A 24,428-nucleotide genomic window follows, 5' to 3' on the forward strand; every position below is an offset into this window, starting at 1 on the left:
GTACGACCCCGCCTACGACCCGCTGCACACCCCCAATCCCGGCCACGGCCGCGAGTACGCGCCCACCTACTGGATCGGCACCGCGGGCGAGCCGCCCGCCGACGACGGCCCGATCACGCACGACATCGACGTGGATGTGGCGATCATCGGCTCGGGCTTCACCGGCCTGACCTGCGCCATCTTCCTGGCACAGGAATACGGCATCAAGGCCACCGTGCTCGAAGCCAACCGCGTCAGCTGGGGCTGCAGCACGCGCAACGGCGGCCAGGCGCAATGCGCGTCCGGGCGGCTCAAGCGCTCGCAGTGGATCCAGCGCTACGGCCTGGATACCGCGCTGCGCCTGCATGAGGAAGTCTGCGACGGCATGGAGACCTTCAAGGGCCTGATCAAAGACATCAACTGCGACCCGCAGCCCGGCGGCCACCTGTATATCGCGCACCGCGCCAAGGTGATGCCGGCGCTGGAGAAGGAAGCCAAGCTCCTGCGCGAAGTCTTCAAGTACGACGCACGGATCATGGACGCCGACACCGTGCGGCGCGAGTATGTCGACGACAAGGAAGCCGCGGGCGCCATGCATGAGCCCGAAGGCATCGGCATCCACGCCGGCAAGCTCGCCTTCGGCTACCTGCGCCGCGCGCGCGAGCTGGGCGCCAGGGTGCATCCGTCCAGCCCGGTGACCGGCTGGGAAACGCGTAACGGCGTGCATTACCTGCGCACCCCCGGCGGCATCGTGCGCGCCCGTGCGGTGGGTGTGGCCACCGGCGGCTATACCTCGCAGACGCTGCACCGCGAGCTCAAGAACCGGCTGTTCCCGATCCTGTCGAACTCCATCGTCACGCGCCCGCTCACGGCCAGCGAACTGGCCGCGTGCAACTTCCGCACCACGCAGGTCATCACCGACACCCGCATCCTGCGCCACTACTACCGCCTGATGCCAGACGGCCGCCTGCAGATCGGCAGCCGCAGCGCCATCACCGGCAACGACGCGCCGCAGGAGCAGTACAAGCAGAAGCTGATCGGCGACATGCACCGCAAGTTCCCGGCGCTGCAGGGGATCCAGGTCGATTACTCGTGGTGGGGCTGGGTCGATGTCAGCCACGACATGATGCCGCGTATCACGCAGCCGGATCCGGCGCAGTCGATCTATTACGCAATGGGGTACGGCGGCAATGGCGTGATGTACTCCGCGCAGGCTGGCAAGCGGCTGGCGGCGTTGATTGCTGGCAAGGCTGCCGCGCTGCCAGAACTGCCGATCTTCCGTTCGCCGCTGCCGTTCCCGAATGTGCGGGAGATGGTGGAATCGCAGATGTTCGCGCCGTTCCGGAGGATGGGGCAGCGGGTGCTGTACCACTGGTATCACCTGAAGGACGACGTGCTGTAACTCGCGCGTGGGCGTGCCGCCTGGCGCGCCCACGCTTCTGGCCCGCCTCAGAACAGCGTGTAGCCCCCGTCGATCACAAAGGTATCGCCCGTGTGGTAGGCCGACGCCGCGCTCATCAGGTACACCGCAATCCCGGCGAAGTCACTACCCTCACCCCAGCGGCGCATCGGCACGCGCTTGTGCACCATTTCCTGGAAGGCATCGTTACCCTGGGCCACGCTGGTCATCTCGGTCCTGATCCAGCCCGGCAGGATCGAGTGCGCGCGGATGCCCTTGCGCGCGTACTCCACCGCCAGCCCCCGCATCATCGAGATCACGCCGCCCTTGGTGGCCGCATAGTGCTCGGAGCGCGGCGCGCCTTCAATCGCCGCGACCGAGGCCGTGCTGCACAGCACCCCGCCCTCGCCCTGCACGAGCATCTGCCGCACCACGGCGCGCAGCGTGAAGAAGGCACCGTCCAGGTTGACGCGCATGGTCCTGCGCCAGGCCTCGGTCGGCATCTGGTCGAACGGCCCCTTGCTGCCGCTGCCCACGCCGGCATTGGCAAAGCAGCCGTCAATGCGCCCCAGCGCCGCCACCGTGCGCCGCATTGCAGCATCGACCGCCTGCTCGTCGCCGACGTCGCAAAGCTCGGTATGCACCTTGCGCCCATGCTGGGCCAGGCGGTCGGCAGCGGCAGCGTTCTTGTCGGCATTCGTGCCCCAGATCGCGATATCGGCGCCGGCCGCGGCCAGCCCTTCGGCAATGCCCAGGCCGATGCCGCCGTTGCCGCCGGTCACCAGTGCCACTTTGCCGCTCAGGTCGAATGGATGCTTTGTCATGTGATTGTCTCCTTGGGGGGTGGGACATTGTTCACATGGCGAAGTGTTCAAGGCGTCGTCGGAATGGATGAAATCCCCGAGGCAGGTGACGGGCGCCGGACCGGCCATGGCCACCGCCGCCCCATGACAGCCTAAAGAGCGGCTCCCTGACTGGCATCCTTATGCCCGGCAAATTCACCCGGCGTACATCCGAAATGCCGCTTGAACCGCCGTCCAAAATGAGACTGGTCGGCGAAACCGACAAGCGTGGCAACCAATGCCAACGGATAGTCTCCCGAGCGGATCATCTCGCGCGCGCGCAGCAAGCGAACGCGCTCGACATACGCCATCGGCGTTTCGCCGATGCTGCGCTTGAACATGCGCGCAAAATGAAAGCGGCTGACATTGGCCATATCCGCCAGCGCCTGCAGCTTCACCACCTCCGGTGTACCGTGGATATAGTCCAGGACCCTGCTGAGGGCCTGCGGATGGAGCCCGCCGGGAAGTGACGAGGCGCCCGGGTCACTGACATTGAAGCGATGCACTAGATGCGCCGACAGCGCGCAGGAAAGGGACTCGGCGATCAGCATTTGCGCCGGATGCGCGACCGCCTGGATCTCTCGCGCCAGCGTAAAGGTAATGGTCTCGGCGAAGCCGTCGCGCTGCCCGAAGCAATTGCGGAGCCTGTGCGCGGCGCGTGGCTGGCGGATCGTGGCATCAGCGGCTTCGGCCAGCAGGCTTTGCGGAATCCTCGCAATGACGATGGAACCGGGCCTGTCCCAACTCCAGCTGGATTCGACCAGCCGCGGGTGCAGGCTGATATTGCCGGGAACGACGATGCCGCGATGCACCTGGCCCAGTCGCCGCTGCTCAAGCCTGGCGTGTCCCGCGAGTCGCATCGCAAGCATGTCGTGGTCCAGCTCCGGAGAGGACACCGATCCGGCCGAGCGCCAGTGATGGATCTGCACGGTGATGCCAGCCCACGGGCGTCCGCTGCTGCTGACATCGGGACGAACCGGCAACTCCGCATCGATCACGCCATGTCTCGTCGGCGATCGCATAGGCACATACCCCGCAAGGGCCCACGACGGTAGCGTCGGGGCAAGGGCCAGGTCCCCGCTGCGCATGAAAGCATATGAATTTATCCGGTTGAAGTAAAGCGGCCCGCACAATCCGCGGGACCTGACGCAAGCCATGCCGGCTGGTCCTCCTTTTCATACCTATCATCCAACGAGTCAGCGCAAGAATCGTCCACCGCAGCGCAACCACGTTCTATTGCGATGACCGCCGGTGCCTGTAGCGTTTCAACGACTGTCCCACCAGTCCGAGGCAGCCACACACCTTCCGGTCCCGAGGCAGGCCAGTGTCAGGCCGAACCTGCAGAGACTTGCAGAATGCGCCCCCAGTCGTTCCGGCAGTTCGCTGCCGAAGCTGGCGCAGGCCCGGGCGAAGTCCCTGTCCCCAACCGCCCGAATCATCCGGGCTATGCAAAGAGGAATGTCGACTATGTCCAGTTCTGTTCGTTCCGACGCAAGCCAACCACAGCCTGGCGATAGCTACGGCTCAACCCGCATGCCGCTGTGCCTGACGGTCAACGGCACGCTGCATCGCCTCGATATCGATCCGCGCGAATCCCTGCTTGACGTACTGCGCGAGCGCCTGGACCTCACGGGCACGAAGAAGGGCTGCAACCAGGGCGCGTGCGGGGCCTGCACGGTGCTGGTGGACGGGCGCCGGATCAACGCCTGCCTGGCTTTGGCCGCCATGTACAACGACGCCCACGTGAGCACGATCGAAGGCCTGTCGTCGGCCGACGGCGAGCTGCATCCGCTACAGGCCGCGTTTATCGCGCACGATGGCTTCCAATGCGGATTCTGTACGGCAGGCCAGATCATGTCCGGCGTCGCCTGCATCAATGAGGGTCATGCCACCTCCGCCGACGATGTGCGCTTCTGGATGAGCGGCAATATCTGCCGTTGCGGGGCTTACCCGGGGGTCGTCGCGGCGATCGCCGAGGTCGGCGGGAGGATGCTGCCATGATCCCGTTCACACTGCAGAAAGCCGGCTCGGAAGCTGAAGCGCTGGCGGCGGCCGCGGCCGGGGCCCGCTTCATCGCCGGCGGCACCACGCTGGTGGACCTGATGCGCGAGCACGTGGAACAGCCCACGCAACTGGTAGACATCAACGCGCTGCCGCTGAACCATATCCGCATGGAGGGCGACGAGCTGGTCATCGGCGCGCTGGCCCGCATGTCCGATGTCGCCGCGCATCCCGACGTTTGCCGGCTCCACCCGGTGATCGCCGAGTCGCTGGTCGAGGGCGCCTCTCCCCAGTTGCGAAACATGGCCAGCATCGGCGGCAACCTGCTCCAGCGCGTGCGCTGTCCTTACTTCCGCATGCTCGATGCCGCCTGCAACAAGCGCACCCCGGACAGCGGCTGCGCGGCCATCGACGGGTTGCACGCGGGCAATGCCATCCTGGGCGCCAGCGACCATTGCTCCGCAACGCATCCGTCCGACCTTGCGGTTGCCCTGGTCGCGCTGGACGCGGTGGTCCACGTACGGGGTCCGCACGGCGCGCGCCATTTCCGCGTGGAAGACCTTTACCGCCTGCCCGGAACCACGCCGCATCTCGAACACACCTTGCAGGCCGGCGAACTCATTGCCGAGGTGCGAGTTCCACCGCTCGCCTATGCACGGACTGCGCGCTATCTGAAAGTGCGGGACCGGGCCTCGTATGAGTTTGCCCTGGTATCTGCCGCGGCAGCCTTCGAGGTCAGGGATGGCGTGATCCAGGCCGCTCGCCTCGCATGCGGTGGCGTGGGCACCCGGCCATGGCGCATGCGCGCGGCCGAACTCGCGCTGCAAGGCAGGCCGCCCACGCGCGCGAGCTTCGAGGCGGCAGCGCTTACCACGATTGCAGGCGCCACCCCGCTGCCAGGTAACCACTACAAGGTCGCGCTGCTGCAACGAACGGTGGTACGGGCCCTCGAACTCGCAGGAGAAGGCAGATGAACGCAAACCATATCGGCCAGCCGCATGCCCGCGTCGACGGGCGCGCCAAGGTGACCGGCAGCGCGCGGTATGCCGCCGACTTCAACCAGCCAGGACAGGCCTACGCGGTGATCGTGGGCGCTTCGATCGGACTCGGTCGCGTGATCGCACTCGACGCCGAAGCCGCGCGCCGACTGCCAGGGGTACTGGCGGTACTGACGCACGAAAACGCGCCGAAACTGGCGTACGCCCCACACAAGGGCTTTATCGATCCGGAACACGGCGAACGTCTGCATGTCCTGCAGGACGATCACGTCCGCTTCTATGGCCAGCCGGTTGCCGTGGTCGTGGCGCAGACGCTGGACCAGGCCGAGCATGCGGCCTGCCTGCTGCTGATTCGCTATGCCGAGGAATCACCGGTCTCCGACCCGCTCGACCAGCGCGCCGAAGCCGTGGTGCCGGAGGCGGGACGCGAACCAGGCCCCCATTCGGCGGACCGGGTCCGCGGCGACCCCGAGGCCGCGCTGGCGGCGGCTGCCGTCAGCATCGACGCCACCTACGATGCCGCGCGAGAAAATCACTTCCCGATCGAACCGAACGCCACCGTTGCCGCCTGGCAAGGCGACCAGCTGACGCTCTGGAGCAAGAGCCAGTTCGTGATCAACGAGCAGGCCGAGATCGCGGCGATCCTCGGCATCCCGGCTGAGAACGTCCACGTCATCTGCCCGTTTATCGGCGGCGCCTTCGGCACCAGCCTGCGCACCTGGCCGCATGTCACGCTGGCGGCAGTCGCCGCGCGCGAAGTGGGCAAGCCCGTCAAGCTGGTGCTGTCGCGGCGACAGATGTTCCATCAGACGGGGCACCGGCCGCGCACCGTGCAGCGCATTGCGCTGTCGGCAACGCCCGACGGCAGGCTGACCGGCATCGTGCACGAAGGCACCGGCGAAACCAGCCGCCATGAGCAGTTCACCGAGGCACTCACTGCGGTGACGCCGTTCCTCTATCGCTGTCCCAATGTGCGCACTCGCTACCGGCTGGTGCCGCTGGACATCGGCACGCCGACCTTTATGCGGGGTCCGGGCGAGGCCACCGGCGTCTTTGCGCTGGAATGCGCGATGGACGAGCTGGCCTACGCCCTCGAGATGGATCCGCTGGAACTGCGGCGGCGCAATGAACCCGGGCTCGACGAGGGCATGCAACTGCCGTTCTCCAGTCGCTCCATGCTTGCCTGCTACGAACGCGGCGCCGACGCGTTCGGCTGGTCCCGCCGCACGCTCTCGCCCGGCTCGATGCGGGACGGCCGCCTGCATATCGGCTGGGGGATGGCCTGTGCCAGCTACCCGGTCTTCCACGGCCAGGCCAGCGCCCGCGTGCGCCTGCTTGCCGACGGAACGGCCGAAGTCGAAGCCGCCGCCAGCGACATGGGGCCCGGCACCTACACCTCGATCACGCAGATTGCCGCCGAGACGCTGGGCCTGCCGATGGACAGCGTGCGCTTCAGCCTTGGCCGCTCGGATTTCCCACCTACCCCGCCGCACGGGGGCTCGATGACCCTCGCGTCCGTCGGCTCGGCCGTGCGCGCGGCCTGCATTGCCGCGCTGGACCAGCGCCAGGCGCGCGCGGATCGCACGGACGGCACCATCGAAGCGAGCGCCACGGCAGGCCCGGATGGCGAGGTGCGCAGCCGGTTTTCCATGCATGCCTTCGGTGCCGTGTTCGTCGAAGTCGCCATCGATCCCGATGTCGGCACGATCCGTGTCCGGCGCGTGGTCGGCGCCTATGGCGCGGGTCGTATCGTGAATCCGCGGCTCGCAGCCAGCCAATGCACGGGCGGGATGGTCGGCGGCATCGGCATGGCGCTGATGGAGCGAACCGCGCTGGATCCGCGGGACGGCCGGCCGGTGAATGCGCACATGGCGGATTACCTCGTGCCCGTCAACCTGGATATCCACGGGCTGGAAGCGCATTTTGTCGACGAGGTCGATCCCCATGTGAACGAACTGGGCGTCAAGGGGTTAGGTGAAATCGCGCTGGTGGGCGTGGCGCCGGCCGTGGCCAACGCCGTGTTTCACGCAACGGGAAAGCGCGTGCGGGAGCTTCCGATCCGCATCGAGCACCTGGTCGAGCACTAGTCCGGCAAGTGCGAGACATGCCGCCGACGCCGCCCAAACTGACGGCGTCGGCGGGGATCCGCAGGCTCGACGCGATTTTGAAATGTATTTCTCTAAGGGCTTACCCGAAGACCTAGGGTTTTCTAGTGTACGAAAACCTAGGCTGCCGGGGATTGATAAGGTACTTTTCCCCCCCCAACACCAAAACACTCCGTATCCGCCCACGCGTCAAGGACCGCCGGCGACAGGCTTCATCATGATCAAAGATCTACGCATTCGTTCTGCGGGCACGCAAGATCTGCCGGCAATTTCGAAGGTTCTCGCGCAATGCGGCTTGGACGAGCACGAAATCGAAGCGCATCTGGAGACTTTCCATGTTGCCGTGCTGGAAGGCCGCATCGTTGGATGCGCCGGCGCCGAACGATACGACGATCTCGTCGTCATCCGGTCTGTGGCCGTCCTTCCCGAATATCGCCAGCTCGGGGTGGCGACTCACCTGGTCTCCGCGGTATTGATGCGGGCGCGCGCGCAAGGCGTGCGTCGCGCCGTACTGGCGACCAGCAATTGCCCGAGTCATTTCGCCCGCTATGGCTTCCAGCTGGTCTCCGCGGAGAACCTTCCCGCTGAAGTCCGCGCGTCGCACACGCTCAGGATTGCAGGCATACCGCCAGGGCTGTGCATGCATTGCGAGCTGAAGTAGACGCCTCTGCCCGCTCAATCCGCTCTGTTCGCTCTATCCGCAATTCACAGGCACGGGGTCTGTGGCGGCCCACGCCCGCCGGTTGTCCCCAAATCGGCACTATGATGGCGGCATTCTCCACCATCCGTTGCCAGTCATGGACAAGGCCCGTGTCCTCACCCTCTTCCTCGGCGTGGTACGCGCCGGCAGCTTCCACCGCGCCGCGGTGGAAGCTGGCGTCACCCCGCAGGCCGCCAGCAAGGCCGTGCGCACGCTGGAGGATCATCTCGGCGTGCGCCTGCTGCACCGGACCACGCGCAAGCTCAGCCTGACGGAAGAAGGCGCACGCCTGTTCGAGCTGGCCGCGCCGGGCATGCGCCAGCTCGACGAAGCGCTCGAGCAGGTCCGCAGCAGCAAGAGCGACAACGACGGTCTGATCCGCCTGACCGCTCCGCCGTCGCTCGGCAGCCGCGTGCTGGTCCCGCTGGTGCGGGGCTTTCGCGAACAATACCCCGGCATCACCTTCGATGTAGTGCTGAGCGACCTCTTCACCGACCTGGTCGAAGCCAAGATCGACGTCGGCTTCCGCGTCGGCACCAGCCCCGGCCAGAACCTGGTGGCGCGGCGGCTGTGCGACCTGCCGCTGGTCATCTGCGCGGCGCCGGATTACCTGGCGCGGCACGGCGAGCCGGCCACCCTCGACGACTTGCCGCAGCACCAGTGCACCGGCTTCCGCCGCCCCGCGACCGGGCGCATGGTGCCGTGGGAGCTGCAGGTGGACGGCGACCTGATCTACCAGGAGGTGCCTGCCGTGGCGAGCTTCAATGACGTGGAAACCGAGGTCGAAGCGGTGCGCGCCGGCATGGGCATCGGCCAGCTGCCCGCCTACATGATCCACGCCGACCTCGTGAGCGGGCGGCTGAAGGCGATCCTGCCGGGGTACAGCAGCAGCAATGTCGGCATGTACATGTACTACCCGCATCGCAGCCAGATGCCGGTGCGGGTCCGGCGCTTCATCGACTTCGTGGTGGAGGCGGGCCGGGGCGCGGAGCAGTCGCTGTCACGGCTGGTCGGGGTCGTGACCTGAGCCTGCTACCCCGCAGCACAGACAACCAGAAGTTGCTATTGAAACGCCATTCCACTCTCTAGTGCGACGTTCGCTCCACGCCTAAATTGGTCTCAACGGCGGCTGCACAGCGCCATCCCCGGAACCACACCGGGAAACGCGCAGCAGCCACCGTCCGCCTCTTTCTTTGATGACCAGTCTCCAGGAGCGACATCATGATTGCCCAACTCGCACGCACCCTTGTTCCCGCCGCCATCTCGCTGGTGGCCGCCGTCTCCCTCCAGAACGCCAATGCCGCGCAAGCCGGCAACAGCGCGCCCGCCAGCGTGGCAGCGCGCACGCATGACGTGTTCACCGACGGCCAGCGGCAGGGCCGCTTCGACACCTTCTCCGAAGGCGCGCATGACAGTGGCGCCACTGCGCTCGTCGCCGGGCTCGACCGCAGCGGGGTCTCGGCCACGCCGGGGCGAAAGTTCGATCCGTACACCGAGGGTGCCCGTGCGGTCGAAGGCAATCCGCGCCTGCGCGGCACGGCCTTGAATGGCGCATCGGCGTGGGTGTGATCGCCCGGTCCGAAGTCGACGCAACGCGGCAGGACGAGCCCTGAACGGCTGACTCCAATCCCCGGACAAAGCGCTTTTCCAGACGCCCTGCCTCGCCTTTTCGTTTGACTTTTTCTCAAGCGAAAGCGCCGGAAATATCGTTTGTCGCGCAGGCCGCCGACGACAAATATTACGCCAAGGCCAACCCACAGGAGACAGCCATGTCAGACCAGCCCTATCCGCTCTGGAGCGCGGAACCCGTCCCCCACCTGCTCGCCTCGCGTGACCGCGCCACCGGCGAGTGGATCTTCCCGGCGCTGCCCGCCGACTCTCCGCTGGCGGACGGCCACGAGACCGTCGCCATCACCGGCACGGGCGTGCTCTACAGCTTCACCGTGATCCATCCCGCGCCCAAGAGCGGACTGGCTCCGTATGCGCTGGGTTATGTCGATTTCGTCGGGCCGGTGCGAATCTTCGGCCGCCTGCAGGGCGCGGCGCGTCCGGTCATCGGCGAACGCTACGCGCAGCGGCATGACGCCGAGCTGGGCTATGTCTTCGAGGCCGTCACGGTCTGATCGATCGAGAGAAGGAGAGGTAAGCAAGATGCAGGACATCTACATCCATGGCGGCGCGATGACGCCGTTTGGCCGGCACCCCGGCGTGCTGGCGCCGGAGCTGGCGCAACAGGCAATCCTGAAGGCGCTGGCCGATGCCGACGTGCCGGCCGGCCGCATCCAGGCGGTCTACTGCGCCAACGTCCTGGGCGGCATGATCCTCGGCCAGCTGATCGTGCGCGATCTGGGGCTCAAGGGCATCCCGGTCTACAACGTCGAGAACGCCTGCGCCAGCGGCGCCACCGGCGTGCACCTGGCACGGCACGCGCTGCTGGCCGGGCAATACGACACGGTGCTGGTCTTCGGCATCGAGCAGCTGACCGCGCTCGGCGGCGGCACCATCCCGCTGCAGCGCAATGACCACAAGACCGACCTCTATGCGAAGTCCGGCATGGTACTGCCCGCGGTGTATGCGATGCGCGGCACGCGTTTCCTGCACGAGCGCGACGCCAATCCGTCCGACCTCGCTGAAGTGGCCGTGAAGAACCGCTACCACGGCTCGCTGAACCCGTATGCCCAGCAGCGCAAGACCACCACGGTCGAGGAAGTGCTGGCCTCGCGCATGATCGCCGACCCGCTGACGCTGCTGCAGTGCTGCCCGTCGCAGGTCGATGGCGCGGCGTCGGTGGTGCTGAGCACGCGCCGGCCGGCGCAGGCGCGGCCGGTGAAGGTGCTGTCGTCTGTAGTGGTGTCGGGCATGCGCGAGGAGGCCGACGACGATATCCTCGATGCCGAGATCACCGCGCGCGCCGCGCGCCAGGCTTACGAACAGGCCGGGCTCGGCCCGCAGGACGTCGACGTGGTCGAACTGCACGACGCCTTCACCATCGCCGAACTGCTCTACTACGAAGCCCTCGGCCTGGCGCCGCGTGGCGATGCCGTGGCGCTGCTCAAGTCCGGCGCGACGCGCCTGGGCGGGCGCGTGCCGGTCAACCCGAGCGGCGGCCTGCTGGCCAAGGGGCATCCGCTGGGCGCCACCGGCGTGGCGCAGATGGTCGAGATCCTGTGGCAGCTGCAAGGCCGCGCCGGCGAACGCCAGGTGGCGGATACCCGCATCGGCCTGACGCAATGCACCGGCGGCGGCATCGCGGGCGTGGACCACGCCGCTTCTTCCGTCCACCTGCTGGGAGTCTGAGATGGGCACGCAACGCTTCGATCCTTCCCATGTGGCGGTGGTCACCGGCGCAGCGCGCGGCATCGGCCTGGGCATCGCCACGCAACTGGCCCGCCAGGGGCTGGCCGTGGCCCTGCTCGACCGCGACGCCGCCGCGCTCGATACCGCCGTCGGTGCGCTGGTTGCCGAGGGCTTCAACGCCTTTGGCGCCAGTGCCGACCTGACCGACTCGGCCGCGGTCAACGATGCCTTCGCGCAAATCCAGGCGCGCACTGGCCGCGTCGACTACCTGGTCAACAACGCCGGCGCCGTGCGCGACATGCGCTTCCTGAAGATGACCGACGACGACTGGGACCTGGTCATCGATACCAACCTGCGCTCGCAGTTCCTGTGCTGCCGCGCGGCGCTGCCCGGCATGGTCGAGCGCGGCTACGGGCGCGTGGTCAATATCTCGTCGCGGGCGTGGCTGGGCGGATTCGGACAGGCTAACTACTCCGCGGCCAAGGGCGGCGTAGTCAGCCTGACGCGCTCGCTGGCGATCGAGTTTGCGAGCAAGGGCATCACCGTCAATGCAGTGGCGCCGGGCATCGTCGATACCCCGCTGTTCCGCGGCTTCGCGCCCGACGTGCAGGCCCGGCTGCAGAAGTCGGTCCCGGTGCAGCGCATCGGCACCGCCGACGATATCGCCAACGCGGTCAGCTTCTTCCTCGACCCGCAGTCGTCCTACGTGACCGGGCAGGTGCTCTATGTCTGTGGCGGCCGCAGCCTGTCGTCGCCAAGCGTGTAAGGAGGCAAGCCATGACTGTACGACTCCACACCGAAGGCGCGGTCGCCGTGCTAACGATCGACCGGCCCGATGCCCTCAATGCGCTGGACGTGGCCGCGCTGCGCGAACTGCGCGCGCACCTCATCGAAGTGCGCGACCGCGACGACCTGCGCGTGGCGGTGCTGACCGGCGCCGGCACGCGCGCCTTCTGCGCGGGCGCCGACCTGAAAGGCACGCGCAGCTCGCCCGCGACCTATCCGGAAGCACTGTTCCGCGCGCCGGAGCAGGCCGCCGACCTGGGGCTCTATATCCGGCTGATGGACCTGACCGACCTGGGCCTGTTCAAGCCGCTGATCGCGGCGGTCAACGGCCATTGCCTTGGAGCGGGGCTTGAGATAGCGCTGCAATGCGATGCGCGGATCGCGTCAGAACAAGCGAGCTTCGGCCTGCCCGAAGCCGCGGTCGGGTCAATCCCCGCTGTCTCGGGCCTGCATCGCCTGCTGAAGGCCGTGCCGGCGGCGCATGCGATGCAGATGGTGCTGACCGGCGAGCGAATCGACGCGGCGCAGGCCGCGCGCATCGGGCTGGTCACCGAGACGGTGGCGCCTGCCACGCTGCTCGACCGTGCGCTGGCGATCGCGACCCGCATCGCCGCCAATGCGCCGCTGGCGGTGCAGGCCGTCAAGAAGCTGTCGCGCCAGACCAGCCACCTCAGCGAAGCCGACGCCCAGCAACTGACCGAACTCTACTGGGGCGTGCTGCGCGATACCGCGGACCGCACCGAAGGCCGGCAGGCCTTCGCCGAGAAGCGCGAGCCCCGCTACACCGGGCGCTAAGCGTTCGCAAACAGACAGACAGGAGACAGACCATGACCCGCATTACCCGATTCGCACGCGTGGCGCTGGCCGGCATGCTGGCAGCCACGGCGCTGGGCGCCGCGGCGCAGGCGCCCTTCCCCAGGCAAAAACCGATTACGCTGGTGGTGCCGTTCGCCCCCGGCGGCGGCAACGATATCCTCGCGCGGCTGATCGCGCCGAAGATGGGCAAGCTGCTGGGCCAGACCGTCGTGATCGAGAACAAGCCCGGCGCGGGCGGCAATCTCGGCGCCGACTATGTCGCCCACGCGGCGCCGGACGGCTATACGCTGGTGATCGCATCCAGCCAGGTGACGATGAACCCGTTTCTCGGCACGAAGATTCCGTTCAGCATCGAACGCGACTTCGAGCCAGTGGGGCGGATCGCGTCAGTGCCGATCATGCTGGTCGCCAACCCCGACCAGCCGTTCCGCACGCTGCAGGATTTTATCCAGTACACCCGCGCCAATCCCGGCAAGCTCAGCTATAGCAGCCCGGGCAACGGCACGCCCCAGCACCTGGCCGGTGAAGTCTTTGCCAGGCTCAACAAGACCGAACTGCTGCACGTGCCCTATCGCGGCACCGGGCCGTCGATCACCGACCTGATGGGCGGGCAAGTGCAGATCTCGTTCGCGACCTTTGCTTCGGCGATCCAGTATGTGCGCGCCGGCAAACTGCGCGCGCTGGGCATCGCCGGCAAGAAGCGGACCGCGCTGATGCCCGACCTGCCGACCTTTGCGGAAGCAGGCATCGCCGGCTACGACGCCGAGCTGTGGTACAGCCTGCTGGCGCCGGCGCAGACGCCGAAGCCAGTGGTCGACAAGCTCAACGCCGCACTGGTGGCCGCGCTGAAATCGCCTGACATCGCCGAGCAGATGGCAAAGCAAGGCTTCGAGCCGCAGGCGTCGTCGCCGGCCGAGCTGAAGACCTATATCGGCAAGGAAATGGCGCGCTGGCAGCGGCTGATCCAGGACAACGGCATCAAGGTGGCCTTATGAACATGCATCCCGCCACGGTGCCGTCAACCGACAACCCGCTGCTGGACTACCTCGGCATCCGCCTGGCCAGCGTCGGCGACAGCCGCTGCACCTTCGAGCTCGACCTCGAGCCACGCCACCTGAACCGGCAGGGCAGCGTGCAGGGCGGCGTCACCGCCACGCTGCTCGACGCCGCCTGCGGCTACGCCGGGTTGCCCGCCGGCCCGGACGGCACGCTCGGCCACGCGGTCACCGTCATGCTGACGATCAGCTATCTCAGCAAGGCCAGCACGGGCCGGCTGCGCGCCACGGCGCAACTCACCCGCGCCGGCAAGAGCCTGTACTTCGCCTCGGCGGAGCTGACCACCGATGCCGGCGTGCTGGTGGCGACCGCGCAAGGCACGTTCAAACGATCCCGCACCCTACCGGAGGCATGACATGTTGCGCGACGCACTGGACGGCCTGACCGTCATCGATTTCACGCAGATCGGCGCCGGGCCGACCTGCACCATGCTGCTGGCCGACATGGGCGCGAGGGTCATCAAGGTGGAACCGCCGGGCGGTGAGATGGGCCGCGGGCTGGGGCCCGGCTGGCTCGGCGACGACAGCGCGCTGTTTCACGGCTTCAACCGCAACAAGCTGGGCGTGGCGATCGACCTGAAGTCCGCCGACGGCGTGGCCGTGGCCCGCCGCCTGATCGTGGGTGCCGACATCGTGGTGGAAAGCATGCGGCCCGGCGTGATGGAACGCCTCGGCCTTGGCCATGCGCAATTGGCGGACGAACACCCCGCGCTGATCTACTGCTCGATCTCCGCCTACGGGCAGGAGGGACCATATGCGAGCCGCGCCGGCGTCGACGGCATCATGCAGGCGGATTCCGGCCTGATGAGCCTGACCGGCCTGCCCGACGGCGAGCCGTGCAAGGTGCAGGCGCCGGTCGTCGACGTGATGACCGGCTACGTGGCCTCCGTGGGCGTGTTGGCGAAGCTCGCGCAGCGGGCCCGCGACGGCCTGGGCGGCCATCTCGACGTCAACCTGCTCAATGCGGCGCTGGCGCTGCAGCAGTCGTCCATCACCAGCTACTGCGCCGACGGGCAACTGCCGGAACGTGTGGGCAGCGCGGCGCCCTACTCAGCGCCCAACCAGGCCTTCCGCACCGCCGATGGCTGGGTCATGGTGGCCGCCTATATGCCCGAGCGCTGGCGCCGGTTGTGCGATGTGCTGGGCCGGCCCGAACTGGCCGACGATCCGCGCTTTGCGACTTCACCGCTGCGCGTGGTCAATCGCGCGGCAATGGTGGAGGTGCTGACCAGTGCCTTCGTCACCCGCGCGACCGACACATGGCTGGCGTTGCTCCAGGACGCCGACATTCTGTGCGCCCCCGTGGCGACCTACGAGGACGTCATGGCGCATCCGCAGGTGGCCGCCAACCGCATGGTGCAGCGCGTCCGGCACGACACGCTGGGCGAGATCCGCATGCCGGGATTCCCGATCAACAGCGCTCAGGAGAACGCGTTGCCATCGCGGCCGGCACCAGCTTGCGGACAGCATACGCAGGCGGTGCTGGGCGAGCTTGGCTACAGCCGCGACGAAATCGCCGCGCTGTCGTCTCGGGGCGCTATCCACTGCGGCGATATCGAGGAAAAGCGACACGTGGTCGCGGCGGCATCGTGAGCGCGCTCAACCCTGAGCGTCAAACTGCGCCAGCAGCCATTGCCGGAACACTGCCATGCTCGGGCTCTCCTTGCGATCGGCAGGCGTCAGCAGGTAGTAGGTGAAGTCGCCCATGTCCACAGTCTGGCGGAATGGCGCCACCAGCCGGCCGGCGTCGAGATCCGCCGCCACCAGGAAGCGCTGCGCGATCGCGAAGCCCTGCCCTTCTGCCGCGGCCGCATAGGCCATGGCCGAGCTCTGGAAGGTCATGCCGCTGCGCGCATCGACCTCCTTGTCGGCGCGCGCGGCCTTGAGCCAGTGGGCCCAATCGTCGGGCCGCGCGATCGAGTGCAGCAGGGTCTGGTGCTGCAGGTCGGCGGGCTTCTTCACCTTCGGCCCGCCCTCCAGCAGCCCCGGGCTGCATACCGGCACCAGGATGTTCGACACCAGCCGGTAGGTATTCACGCCGCTCCACTTGCCGTCACCCAGCCTGATCGCGCCGTCGATGTCTTCCTTGCGGAAGTCGACCGGATCGAGCGACGCCGTCAGCAGCACCTCGATGCCGGGATTGGCGGCATGGAAGCTCGACAGCCGCGGGATCAGCCAGCGCATGGCAAAGGTGGTGTAGGCGCGCACCTTCAGCTGCTTGCGCTTGGCGCGCTTGCTCAATCGCCGCGTGGCCTCGCGCAGGTCGTCCATCGCCCTGGTCACGGCGCGGTAGTAGTCCTCGCCGGTGCGCGTGAGCGAGATCTGGCGGTGGCCGCGATGCAGCAGCTGCACGCCCAGCCCGTCCTCCAGCGCGCGGATCTGGCGGCTGACGGCGCCGGGGGTGACGTGCAGCTCCTCGGCGGCCGTGGTGATGCTGAGGTGCCGGGCGGCGGCCTCGAAGGCGCGCAACGCGTTCAGTGGGGGCAGTTTGTCCATGCCGGGGAGTCTGCCATACGGTTGAGGCTTTCTCAATCGACGCGCCGGACTTCCATTCCAAACTAATAGTTGTCATTGAAACGCGATTGCACCGCCTAGTGTTGTGGGCGTTGCCGGCCTAAATTTGTCTCCGTGGCCCCCGCCATCAGACATCGCAGTCAAACCGAGCACCCTGAAAGGAGATTCACCATGTCCGCCAACACCACCAACACCGCCATCAACGCCATCAACGCTGCCAGCAAGGTCTGGTTCATCACCGGCGCTTCGCGCGGCTTCGGCCTGGAACTGACCCGTGCCGCGCTGGCACGCGGCGACCGGGTCGTCGCCACCGCGCGCCGCCCGGAAACCATCACCGCCGCACTGGGCGAGCACGATAACCTGGTGGGCGTGGCGCTGGACGTCACCAACGAAGCGCAGGCCATCGCCGCCGCCGAGGCCGCCGTGGCCCGCTTCGGCCGCATCGACGTGCTGGTCAACAACGCCGGCTACGGCCTGCTCGGCGCGGTCGAAGAGGCCTCCGCAGAGGAAGTCGAGCAGCAGTTCGCCACCAACGTGTTCGGCGTGCTGACCGTGACGCGTGCGGTGCTGCCGCAGATGCGCCGTCAGCGCAGCGGCCGCATCCTCAACATTTCGTCGATCGGTGGCTACGCCGCGTATCCCGGCTGGGGCGTCTATGGCGCCACCAAGTTCGCGGTGGAGGGCCTGACCGAAGCGCTCGATGCGGAACTGTCGCCGCTGGGCATCCGCGCCACCGTGGTCGAGCCGGGCTTCTTCCGCACCGACTTCCTCGATGCCAGCTCGCTGGTGCGCGTGCGCACCGAGATCGCCGCATATGCCGATACGGTCGGGGCAATGCGCGAGCACATGGCTTCGGCCAACCACCAGCAGCCCGGCGACCCGGCCAAGCTGGCGGCAGCCCTGCTGACCCTGGCCGACAGCGAAACCCCGCCAGTGCGGCTGCCGCTGGGCTCGGACACGGTCTACCGCATCACCGAGAAGAACCGCAAGGTGGAAAGCGAACTGGCCGCGTGGCAGGCGCTGGCGGTGTCGACCGACCACGACGACGTGCGCCGCTGATCTTGCTGCAGCGCACCAGCGCACGGTTTGCTGCAATGCGGGCATGCCGTGCGACACGCGAAACGAGGCCGACCGAGCGCCGGCCTCGCCACTTGCGGGCCATCTTGCGTCAGGCAATGCACCGAGTCGGGCATCCGCGTATGTCGCTTCCGGCGAATTTCGCCAATAATTCCCGGACAGCCATTGCCGGACGAGAGCCACCATGCACGATAGTCCCGATGCCATCCGCACCGTCGCCTTGCTAGGGCACGCGGGGTGCGGCAAGACCTCGCTGGTCGAAGCGCTGTTGCACAAGGGCGGTGCCCTGCACACGCCCGGCAGCGTCGAACGCGGTTCCACGGTGTGCGACAGCGACCCGCTCGAGCGCAAGTACAAACGCTCGCTCACCACCGCCGCCGCCCACCTGCACTACCGCGACACCCGCATCTACCTGCTTGACACCCCCGGTTATCCCGACTTCTCCGGCCTCGCCATCAGCGCGCTGGCGGCGGTGGAAACCGCCGCCATCGTCATCAATGCCCAGACCGGCATCGAGATGACCACGCGCCGCGCGATGGCGTGGGCGCAGGCGCGCCAGCTGTGCCGGATGATCATCGTCAACGGCATCGACGGCGACAAGGTCGACCTGCCCGCGCTGCTTGCGGACATCCAGGAGGCCTTTGGCAAGGAATGCCTGCCGATCAACCTGCCTGCCGGCAACGGCAGCCAGGTGGTGGACTGCTTCTTCAATCCGGCCGGCGAGTCGGATTTTTTATCTGTTCCCGCCGCCCACGATGCGCTGATCGACCAGGTGATCGAGATCGATCCCGAACTGATGGAGCTGTACCTGGAACAAGGCGAGGCGATCACGCCGGAGCAGCTGCACGCGCCATTCGAGCGCGCGCTTCGCGAAGGCCACCTGGTGCCGATCTGCTTTACCTCGGCCGCCACCGGCGCCGGCATCACGGAACTGCTCGACGTGTTCGTGCAACTGCTGCCCAACCCGACTGAAGGCAATCCGCCGCTGTTCTATCGCGATACGGGCGATGGCAGCGAACACCGCAAGGCCGTGCGCGCCGAGCCCGTGCCTGACAAGCACGTGCTGGCCCATGTCTTCAAGGTGGTGATCGACCCCTATGTCGGCAAGCTGGCGGTGTTCCGCATCCACCAGGGCACGGTCACGCGCGACAGCCAGCTCTATATCGGCGACGGGCGCCAGCCGTTCAAGGTGGCGCACCTGCTGCGGCTGCAGGGCAAGGAGACCCAGGAGATCCCGCGGGCCGGCCCGGGCGATATCTGCGCGGTGGCCAAGGTCGACGAACTGGGCTTCGATGCCGTGCTGCACGACGCCACCGAGGACGGCAATATCCACCTGACGCCGCTGGAGTTCCCAACTCCCATCTACGGGCTGGCGATCGAACCGGCGCGGCGCGGCAACGAGCAGCGCCTGGCCGAAGTGCTGCACAAGCTCAGCGCGGAAGACCCGTGCCTGCGCGTCGAGCATCCGGTTGGCACCAATGAGACCGTGGTGTTCGGCCTGGGCGAATTCCATCTGCGCTGCGCGCTGGAGCGGCTGACCGAGCAATACAAGCTGGAGGTGGTGACGCGCCCGCCCAAGATTGCCTATCGCGAAACCATCGGCGGCAAGGCCGAGGGCCATCACCGGCACAAGAAGCAGACCGGCGGCGCCGGGCAGTTCGGTGAAGTGATGCTGCGCGTGGAGCCGCTGGCGCGCGGCGAGGGCTTCGACTTTGTCGATGCGGTCAAGGGCGGCGCGATTCCCGGCCAGTTCATTCCCGCCGTGGAAAAAGGCATCCGCCAGGTGCTGGACAGCGGCCCGCTGGCGGGCTTCCCGATGCAGGACGTGCGCGTGACCGTGTATGACGGCAAGAGCCATCCGGTCGATTCCAAGGAAGTCGCGTTCGCGACCGCCGGGCGCAAGGCCTTTATCGACGCGGTGCTCAAGGCCAGGCCCAGCGTGCTGGAACCGATCGTCGACATCGAGGTGACGGCGCCGGGCACAGCCATGGGCGACATCATCGGCGACCTCTCAACCAAGCGCGGCCAGGTCCACGGCACGCGCACCGCGGTCGGCAACGCCGTGGTGGTGGCCGGCCAGGTGCCGCTGTCCGAGCTCAACGACTACCAGTCACGGCTGAACAGCATCACCGGCGGCCACGGCAGCTATACCATCCAGTTCAGCCACTACGACAACGTGCCGCCGGCGCAGCAGGACAAGATGGCATCGAAACACAAGGCGCAGCAGGATACGGATTGAGGGGTTCGCGCCCGCGGCTGCATCTAGTACGTTTCCAGATGCAGCCGCCCTTCCCGCTTCAACCCTTCAGCCAGCGCCTCCCATTGCAGCCCCGCCTGCTGCGCGACGTCCCTGAGCGCCAGCACCACGCCCTCTTCCATGCTCTTTAGCCCGCACACATAGAAGCAGGTATCGGGACCCGCCAGCAACGCTGCCAGGTCCGCCGCGCGCTCGCGCATCAGGTCCTGCACGTAGCGCTTCGGCTGCCCCGCCGTGCGCGAGAACGCCAGGTTGATGTCGATGAAATCCTTGGGCAGGTTCTGCAGCGGGCCGAAATACGGCAGCTCCTCCTGCGTGCGCGCCCCGAAAAACAGCATCAGCTTGCCGCCGTCGAACTTGCCGGCCTTGCGCAAGCGCCGGCGCCATTCGGTCATGGCCCGCATCGGCGCGCTGCCGGTGCCGGTGCAGATCATCACGATGTTGGAGCGCGGGTGGTTCGGCATCAGGAAGCTGGCGCCGAACGGGCCGATCACCTCCACCTTGTCGCCAACCTTCAGGTCGCACATGTAGTTGGAGGCCACGCCGCGCACCGGGTTGCCGTCATGGTCCTGCAGCACGCGCTTGATGGTCAGCGACAGGTTGTTGTAACCGGGACGCTCGCCGTTGCGCGGGCTGGCGATCGAGTACTGGCGGGCATGGTGCGGGCGGCCGCCGGCGTCGGTGCCCGGCGGCACGATGCCGATGGACTGGCCTTCCAGCACCGGGAACGGGGTCGCGCCAAAGTCCAGCACGATGTGGTGCGTGTCGTACTCGCGCCCCACTTCGGTCACGCGTACATTGCCGGTCACGGTAGCGGTGATGGTCTTGTTGGGGGACTTGGCGCCATACAGGTTGGTGTAGGCATGCGCGGCGGACCACGGCGGCACGGTGGCGCCGTAGCGGGCGCTGTTGACGGCGTCTTCGCCGGTGCCGGCCAGCGGCGACGCGGCGGGAATCTCCGGCGCGGCGGTCTGCAGCTCGGCGCCGGGCGCCAGGTCGGCCAGTTGCTCGGGCGTCAGCTCTTCCGGCAGCGTGTCCCAGCTGAGTTGCTCTTCGATGCTGTAGGCGCGCAGCTTCGGCATGGCGCGCCAGTTGTCGATCGAGCCGGTCGGGCACGGGGAAATGCAGGCCATGCACAGGTTGCACTTGTCGGCATCGACCACGTAGTTGCGCGAGTCGTGCGTGATCGCGCCCACCGGGCAGGTGGCTTCGCAGGTGTTGCAGCGGATGCAGATCTCGGGATCGATCAGGTGCTGCTTGATGACTTGAATTTCTGCCATGTCCATGGCGGTCTCCACAGGATCAGGGGCGTTCGGGGTGAGGGTCGTTGTTGCAGCGGCGCTTCATGGACGCGCCTGCCCTCTCCCCCGGCCCCTCTCCCGCAAGCGGGAGAGGGGAGCAAACAGGGAGCAAAGGGTAAGGCCGTGGCTCAGTTGAACCGCACGTACTCGAAATCCACCGGCTGGCGGTTGATACCCATCACCGGCGGCGCGATCCAGTTGGCGAACTTGCCCGGCTCGACCACGCGGCCCATCAGGCTGGCGACAAAGGCGCGGTCGCCTTCACTGGGCAACCACTGGTCGCGGAAGTCGCGCCATTCGGCGTCGGAGATCACGCGGCCGTCCGGCGACACCTTCACGCCGGCCAGCGCGCCGATATTGCGGTGGAAGGCCTTGTGCGGGACCTTCAGGCGGAACGGGATGCCGGCCTTCTCGATGACCTTGTTCCAGCGCTCCACACCGCCCATGCTGTCCTTGATGTAGTCGTCGCGCAGCACTTCGTTGAGCGCGTTGAGCATCGGCACTTCCTTCTCGGTCAGCTGGCCGCTCTGCGCCTGCAGAATGCGGTAGGTCTGACCCTTGAGCACGTGGTCGTCCATGCGCTTGCCTTCTTCGTAGCGGCCCTTGAGGCCGGTGCTGTAGAAGGTGGCGGCGTTGCTCGACTCATCGGCGCCGAACAGGTCGATGGTGACGCTGTAGTGGAAGTTCAGGTAGCGCTGCAGCGTCGGCAGGTCGATCACGCCGGCCGCGCGCAGCTTGGCGGGATCGTCGGTCTTGAGTTCGTTCATCACCTGGCAGGTGCGCTGGATCACGCGCGACACGCCGGACTCGCCCACGAACATGTGGTGCGCTTCTTCGGTCAGCATGAACTTGGTGGTGCGCGCCAGCGGATCGAAGGCGCTTTCCGCGAGCGCGCACAGCTGGAACTTGCCGTCGCGGTCGGTGAAGTAGGTGAACATGAAGAACGACAGCCAGTCCGGGGTCTGTTCGTTGAACGCCTGCAGGATGCGGGGATTGTCCTGCTGGCCGCTGCGGCGCTCCAGCAGGGCCTCGCCCTCCTCGCGGCCGTCGCGGCCGAAGTACTTGTGCAGCAGGTAGACCATCGCCCACAGGTGGCGGCCCTCTTCCACGTTGACCTGGAACAGGTTGCGCAGGTCGTACATGCTGGGGGCGGTGAGGCCCAGGTGGCGCTGCTGCTCGACCGACGCCGGTTCGGTATCGCCCTGCGTCACGATGATGCGGCGCAGGTTGGCGCGGTATTCGCCGGGCACGTCCTGCCAGGCGTCTTCGCCCTTGTGGTCGCCGAAATGGATCTTGCGGTTGGCCTCGGCCGGGTTCAGGAAGATGCCCCAGCGGTAGTCCGGCATCTTGACGTGGCCGAAGTGGGCCCAGCCCTGCGGATCGACGCTGATCGCGGTGCGCAGATAAATGTCATGGCTGTGCGAGCCTTCCGGCCCCATGTCGTTCCACCAGCTCAGGTAGTTGGGCTGCCATTGCTCGAGCGCACGCTGCAGGGTGCGGTCTTCGCTCAGGTTGACGTTGTTGGGGATCTTGTCGCTGTAGTTGATGCCGGACATTGTGGTCTCCTTCAGGGGACGATTCGGTTGTCGTGTAAGGCTGGATCAGACGCGGTTCCAGTCGAAGGCGGCCTTGTCGCCCTTGCCGTAGACCTTGAGCGCGCCCTTGTCGCCCACCGCGTTGGGGCGCTGGAAGATCCAGTTCTGCCATGCGGTCAGGCGGCCAAAGATGCGGGTGAACATGTTTTCCTGGCCGTTGAAGCGCAGGTTGGCTTCCATACCGGTGAGCGCATCGGGCGACATCGCCACGCGCTCTTCCAGCGCGATGCGCACTTCGTCGGTCCAGTCGATGTCGTCGGGGTTGGCGGTGACCAGGCCCAGCGCATACGCGGCATCGGCATCCAGCGGCTGGCCGGCCTTGGCGCGCACCGCGTCCAGCGCGGGCTGCTCGTCGTAGAAGCGGCGGCCCAGCCGGCTCTGGCCGGTAGCCATCGGGTACAGGCCGAAATTGACTTCCGCCACGGTGATCTTCGGCGCGCGCTCCTCGTCGTCCGGCAGCGCCAGGTGGTAGCTGCGGTCGCAGGCCAGCGCCAGTTCCAGGAAGGTGCCGGCAAAGCACGATTGCGGCTCGATCAGCGCGAACAGGCTGCGCGACGACACATCCAGGCGGCTCAGCGTGCGGCGCAGCAGGCCGATGGTCTCGCGCACCAGCCAGTGGTCCTTGTGCGCCAGCAGCGCGGCGTCGGTGGCCAGCACCGCGGCGGCGTCGCCGCTGGTCTTGATCAGCCAGGTGCCGATGTCCAGTTCATTGGTGCGCATCGACAGGATCGCGTCTTCCAGTTCGCGTGCCAGTTGCAGCGGGTACCAGGCGGCGCCGGCGGCGACGATCTCCTCGATGCTTTGCGGTTGCGCACCGACGGGTGCCTTCACGGTAAAGGTCGCGGTACGGCCGGCGCGATCGATCTCGACCGTCACATGCATATAGCGCAGCGCATCCGCTTCGATCGTCCGCTCGATCGGCTCGAGCGCCACGCCCTGCGCATCGGCCGGACGATCGCTCTGCGCTGCCAGCGCCAGCGCGCGCTCCTGCACCTTCTGCGCGAACACGGCGGGCTTGGCGATATCGTCGACCAGGCGCCAGTCCTTGGCACGCTGGCCGCGCACCCCTTCGGTGGTGGTGCAGAAGATATCGGCGAGGTCATGGCGCACATGGCGCTTGTCGGTCACGCGGGTCAGGCCGCCGGTGCCCGGCAGCACGCCCAGCAGCGGCACTTCCGGCAGGCTCACGGCCGACGAGCGGTCGTCCACCAGCAGGATCTCGTCGCAGGCCAGCGCCAGTTCATAGCCGCCGCCGGCGCACGCGCCGTTGACCGCGGCCAGGAACTTCAGGCCGCTGTGCTGCGACGAGTCCTCGATGCCGTTGCGGGTCTCGTTGGTGAACTTGCAGAAGTTGACCTTCCACGCATGGCTGCTGACGCCCAGCATGAAGATATTGGCGCCGGAGCAGAACACCTTGTCCTTGCCGCTGGTGACGACCACGGTGCGCACTTCCGGGTGCTCAAAGCGGACGCGGTTGAGCGCGTCGTTCAGTTCGATGTCGACGCCGAGGTCATAGCTGTTGAGCTTGAGCTTGTAGCCGGGGCGCAGGCCGGCGTTCTCGTCGATGTCCACCGCCAGCGTGGCGACGGGGCCGTCGAACGTCAGCTTCAGGTGTTTGTATTGGGCGGGGGCGGTCTGGTAATCGACGCGGGGGGCGGTGGTCACGGCGGTGTCTCCTCTGCGAAACTGCACTATCGTGCATGAAC

The 24,428-nt window shown here is 67.2% G+C and carries 22 protein-coding genes; 16 read left to right on the plus strand and 6 right to left on the minus strand.

Features of this window, described 5'->3' with window-relative positions:
• A partial coding sequence (locus AC3WRR_RS29460) for an NAD(P)/FAD-dependent oxidoreductase (protein ID WP_492298805.1) occupies positions 1–1,381 on the plus strand: 1,381 nt, incomplete at its 5' end.
• Positions 1,382–1,428: 47 nt separating this feature from the next.
• Here the strand turns inward: AC3WRR_RS29460 and AC3WRR_RS29465 are convergent.
• Both AC3WRR_RS29465 and AC3WRR_RS29470 read right to left on the minus strand, forming a co-directional pair.
• Positions 1,429–2,202: an SDR family NAD(P)-dependent oxidoreductase gene (locus AC3WRR_RS29465; protein ID WP_492298807.1), complete on the minus strand. Its 774-nt coding sequence runs from the start codon at positions 2,200–2,202 to the stop codon at positions 1,429–1,431.
• Positions 2,203–2,333: 131 nt separating this feature from the next.
• Positions 2,334–3,218 carry a helix-turn-helix transcriptional regulator gene (locus tag AC3WRR_RS29470; RefSeq protein ID WP_492298809.1) on the minus strand — a complete coding sequence of 295 codons (885 nt, stop codon included), beginning with the start codon at positions 3,216–3,218 and terminating at the stop codon, positions 2,334–2,336.
• A 469-nt stretch (positions 3,219–3,687) separates the two neighbouring features.
• Between AC3WRR_RS29470 and AC3WRR_RS29475 the strand changes: the two genes are divergently transcribed.
• The 13 genes from AC3WRR_RS29475 (at position 3,688) to AC3WRR_RS29535 (ending at position 15,571) form a co-directional block, all read left to right on the plus strand.
• Complete coding sequence (locus AC3WRR_RS29475) at positions 3,688–4,221, plus strand: (2Fe-2S)-binding protein (protein WP_011617534.1); 534 nt, start codon at positions 3,688–3,690, stop codon at positions 4,219–4,221.
• Positions 4,218–5,195: an FAD binding domain-containing protein gene (locus AC3WRR_RS29480; RefSeq protein ID WP_492298811.1), complete on the plus strand. Its 978-nt coding sequence runs from the start codon at positions 4,218–4,220 to the stop codon at positions 5,193–5,195. The genes AC3WRR_RS29475 and AC3WRR_RS29480 overlap by 4 nt, the downstream gene beginning before the upstream one ends.
• Entirely contained in the window at positions 5,192–7,306 is a 2,115-nt protein-coding gene (locus AC3WRR_RS29485) for a xanthine dehydrogenase family protein molybdopterin-binding subunit (RefSeq protein WP_492298813.1), read from the plus strand. The genes AC3WRR_RS29480 and AC3WRR_RS29485 overlap by 4 nt, the downstream gene beginning before the upstream one ends.
• 235 nt (positions 7,307–7,541) lie before the next feature.
• Complete coding sequence (locus AC3WRR_RS29490) at positions 7,542–7,985, plus strand: GNAT family N-acetyltransferase (protein WP_010812859.1); 444 nt, start codon at positions 7,542–7,544, stop codon at positions 7,983–7,985.
• Positions 7,986–8,121: 136 nt separating this feature from the next.
• The gene (locus AC3WRR_RS29495) at positions 8,122–9,051 is read left to right on the plus strand and encodes a LysR family transcriptional regulator (protein ID WP_010812858.1); all 930 of its coding nucleotides are present in this window, start codon (positions 8,122–8,124) and stop codon (positions 9,049–9,051) included.
• Between the two features lie 194 nt (positions 9,052–9,245).
• Positions 9,246–9,593 (plus strand): hypothetical protein, encoded by a 348-nt coding sequence (locus AC3WRR_RS29500; RefSeq protein ID WP_058696519.1) that lies wholly within the window; start codon positions 9,246–9,248, stop codon positions 9,591–9,593.
• A gap of 200 nt (positions 9,594–9,793) precedes the next feature.
• Entirely contained in the window at positions 9,794–10,147 is a 354-nt protein-coding gene (locus tag AC3WRR_RS29505; protein WP_010812856.1) for a Zn-ribbon domain-containing OB-fold protein, read from the plus strand.
• A gap of 28 nt (positions 10,148–10,175) precedes the next feature.
• Positions 10,176–11,321, plus strand: coding sequence for a thiolase family protein (locus tag AC3WRR_RS29510; protein WP_010812855.1), 1,146 nt, complete (start codon positions 10,176–10,178; stop codon positions 11,319–11,321).
• A gap of 1 nt (position 11,322) precedes the next feature.
• The gene (locus tag AC3WRR_RS29515; protein WP_010812854.1) at positions 11,323–12,087 is read left to right on the plus strand and encodes an SDR family oxidoreductase; all 765 of its coding nucleotides are present in this window, start codon (positions 11,323–11,325) and stop codon (positions 12,085–12,087) included.
• Between the two features lie 11 nt (positions 12,088–12,098).
• Complete coding sequence (locus tag AC3WRR_RS29520) at positions 12,099–12,902, plus strand: enoyl-CoA hydratase/isomerase family protein (RefSeq protein WP_010812853.1); 804 nt, start codon at positions 12,099–12,101, stop codon at positions 12,900–12,902.
• Positions 12,903–12,934: 32 nt separating this feature from the next.
• Positions 12,935–13,918 carry a tripartite tricarboxylate transporter substrate binding protein gene (locus AC3WRR_RS29525; protein ID WP_010812852.1) on the plus strand — a complete coding sequence of 328 codons (984 nt, stop codon included), beginning with the start codon at positions 12,935–12,937 and terminating at the stop codon, positions 13,916–13,918.
• A complete protein-coding gene (locus tag AC3WRR_RS29530) occupies positions 13,915–14,334 on the plus strand; it encodes a PaaI family thioesterase (RefSeq protein WP_492298815.1) in 420 nt (139 codons plus the stop codon). Before AC3WRR_RS29525 ends, AC3WRR_RS29530 begins: the two co-directional genes overlap by 4 nt.
• Position 14,335: 1 nt before the next feature.
• Complete coding sequence (locus tag AC3WRR_RS29535; RefSeq protein ID WP_492298817.1) at positions 14,336–15,571, plus strand: CaiB/BaiF CoA transferase family protein; 1,236 nt, start codon at positions 14,336–14,338, stop codon at positions 15,569–15,571.
• A gap of 6 nt (positions 15,572–15,577) precedes the next feature.
• On the opposite strand, the gene gcvA is transcribed toward AC3WRR_RS29535, so the two are convergent.
• On the minus strand, positions 15,578–16,474 hold the full coding sequence (gcvA, locus tag AC3WRR_RS29540; RefSeq protein ID WP_454749694.1) for a transcriptional regulator GcvA: 897 nt from the start codon (positions 16,472–16,474) through the stop codon (positions 15,578–15,580).
• A gap of 189 nt (positions 16,475–16,663) precedes the next feature.
• Here gcvA and AC3WRR_RS29545 point away from each other — a divergent pair, with 189 nt between their 5' ends.
• The gene (locus AC3WRR_RS29545; protein WP_492298819.1) at positions 16,664–17,551 is read left to right on the plus strand and encodes an oxidoreductase; all 888 of its coding nucleotides are present in this window, start codon (positions 16,664–16,666) and stop codon (positions 17,549–17,551) included.
• 202 nt (positions 17,552–17,753) lie between these two features.
• Positions 17,754–19,808: an elongation factor G gene (gene fusA, locus AC3WRR_RS29550; RefSeq protein ID WP_010812847.1), complete on the plus strand. Its 2,055-nt coding sequence runs from the start codon at positions 17,754–17,756 to the stop codon at positions 19,806–19,808.
• 23 nt (positions 19,809–19,831) lie between these two features.
• On the opposite strand, the gene boxA is transcribed toward fusA, so the two are convergent.
• From boxA to boxC, 3 genes are all read right to left on the minus strand, one after another.
• Entirely contained in the window at positions 19,832–21,112 is a 1,281-nt protein-coding gene (gene boxA, locus AC3WRR_RS29555; protein WP_492298821.1) for a benzoyl-CoA 2,3-epoxidase subunit BoxA, read from the minus strand.
• A 143-nt stretch (positions 21,113–21,255) separates the two neighbouring features.
• Positions 21,256–22,683, minus strand: a complete 1,428-nt coding sequence (boxB, locus tag AC3WRR_RS29560) for a benzoyl-CoA 2,3-epoxidase subunit BoxB (RefSeq protein ID WP_492298823.1) — start codon at positions 22,681–22,683, stop codon at positions 21,256–21,258.
• Positions 22,684–22,728: 45 nt separating this feature from the next.
• On the minus strand, positions 22,729–24,387 hold the full coding sequence (gene boxC, locus AC3WRR_RS29565; RefSeq protein WP_010812844.1) for a 2,3-epoxybenzoyl-CoA dihydrolase: 1,659 nt from the start codon (positions 24,385–24,387) through the stop codon (positions 22,729–22,731).
• Between the last annotated feature and the right edge of the window lie 41 nt (positions 24,388–24,428).

This window comes from Cupriavidus sp. FW305-3-2-15-C-LB2 (assembly GCF_058787575.1).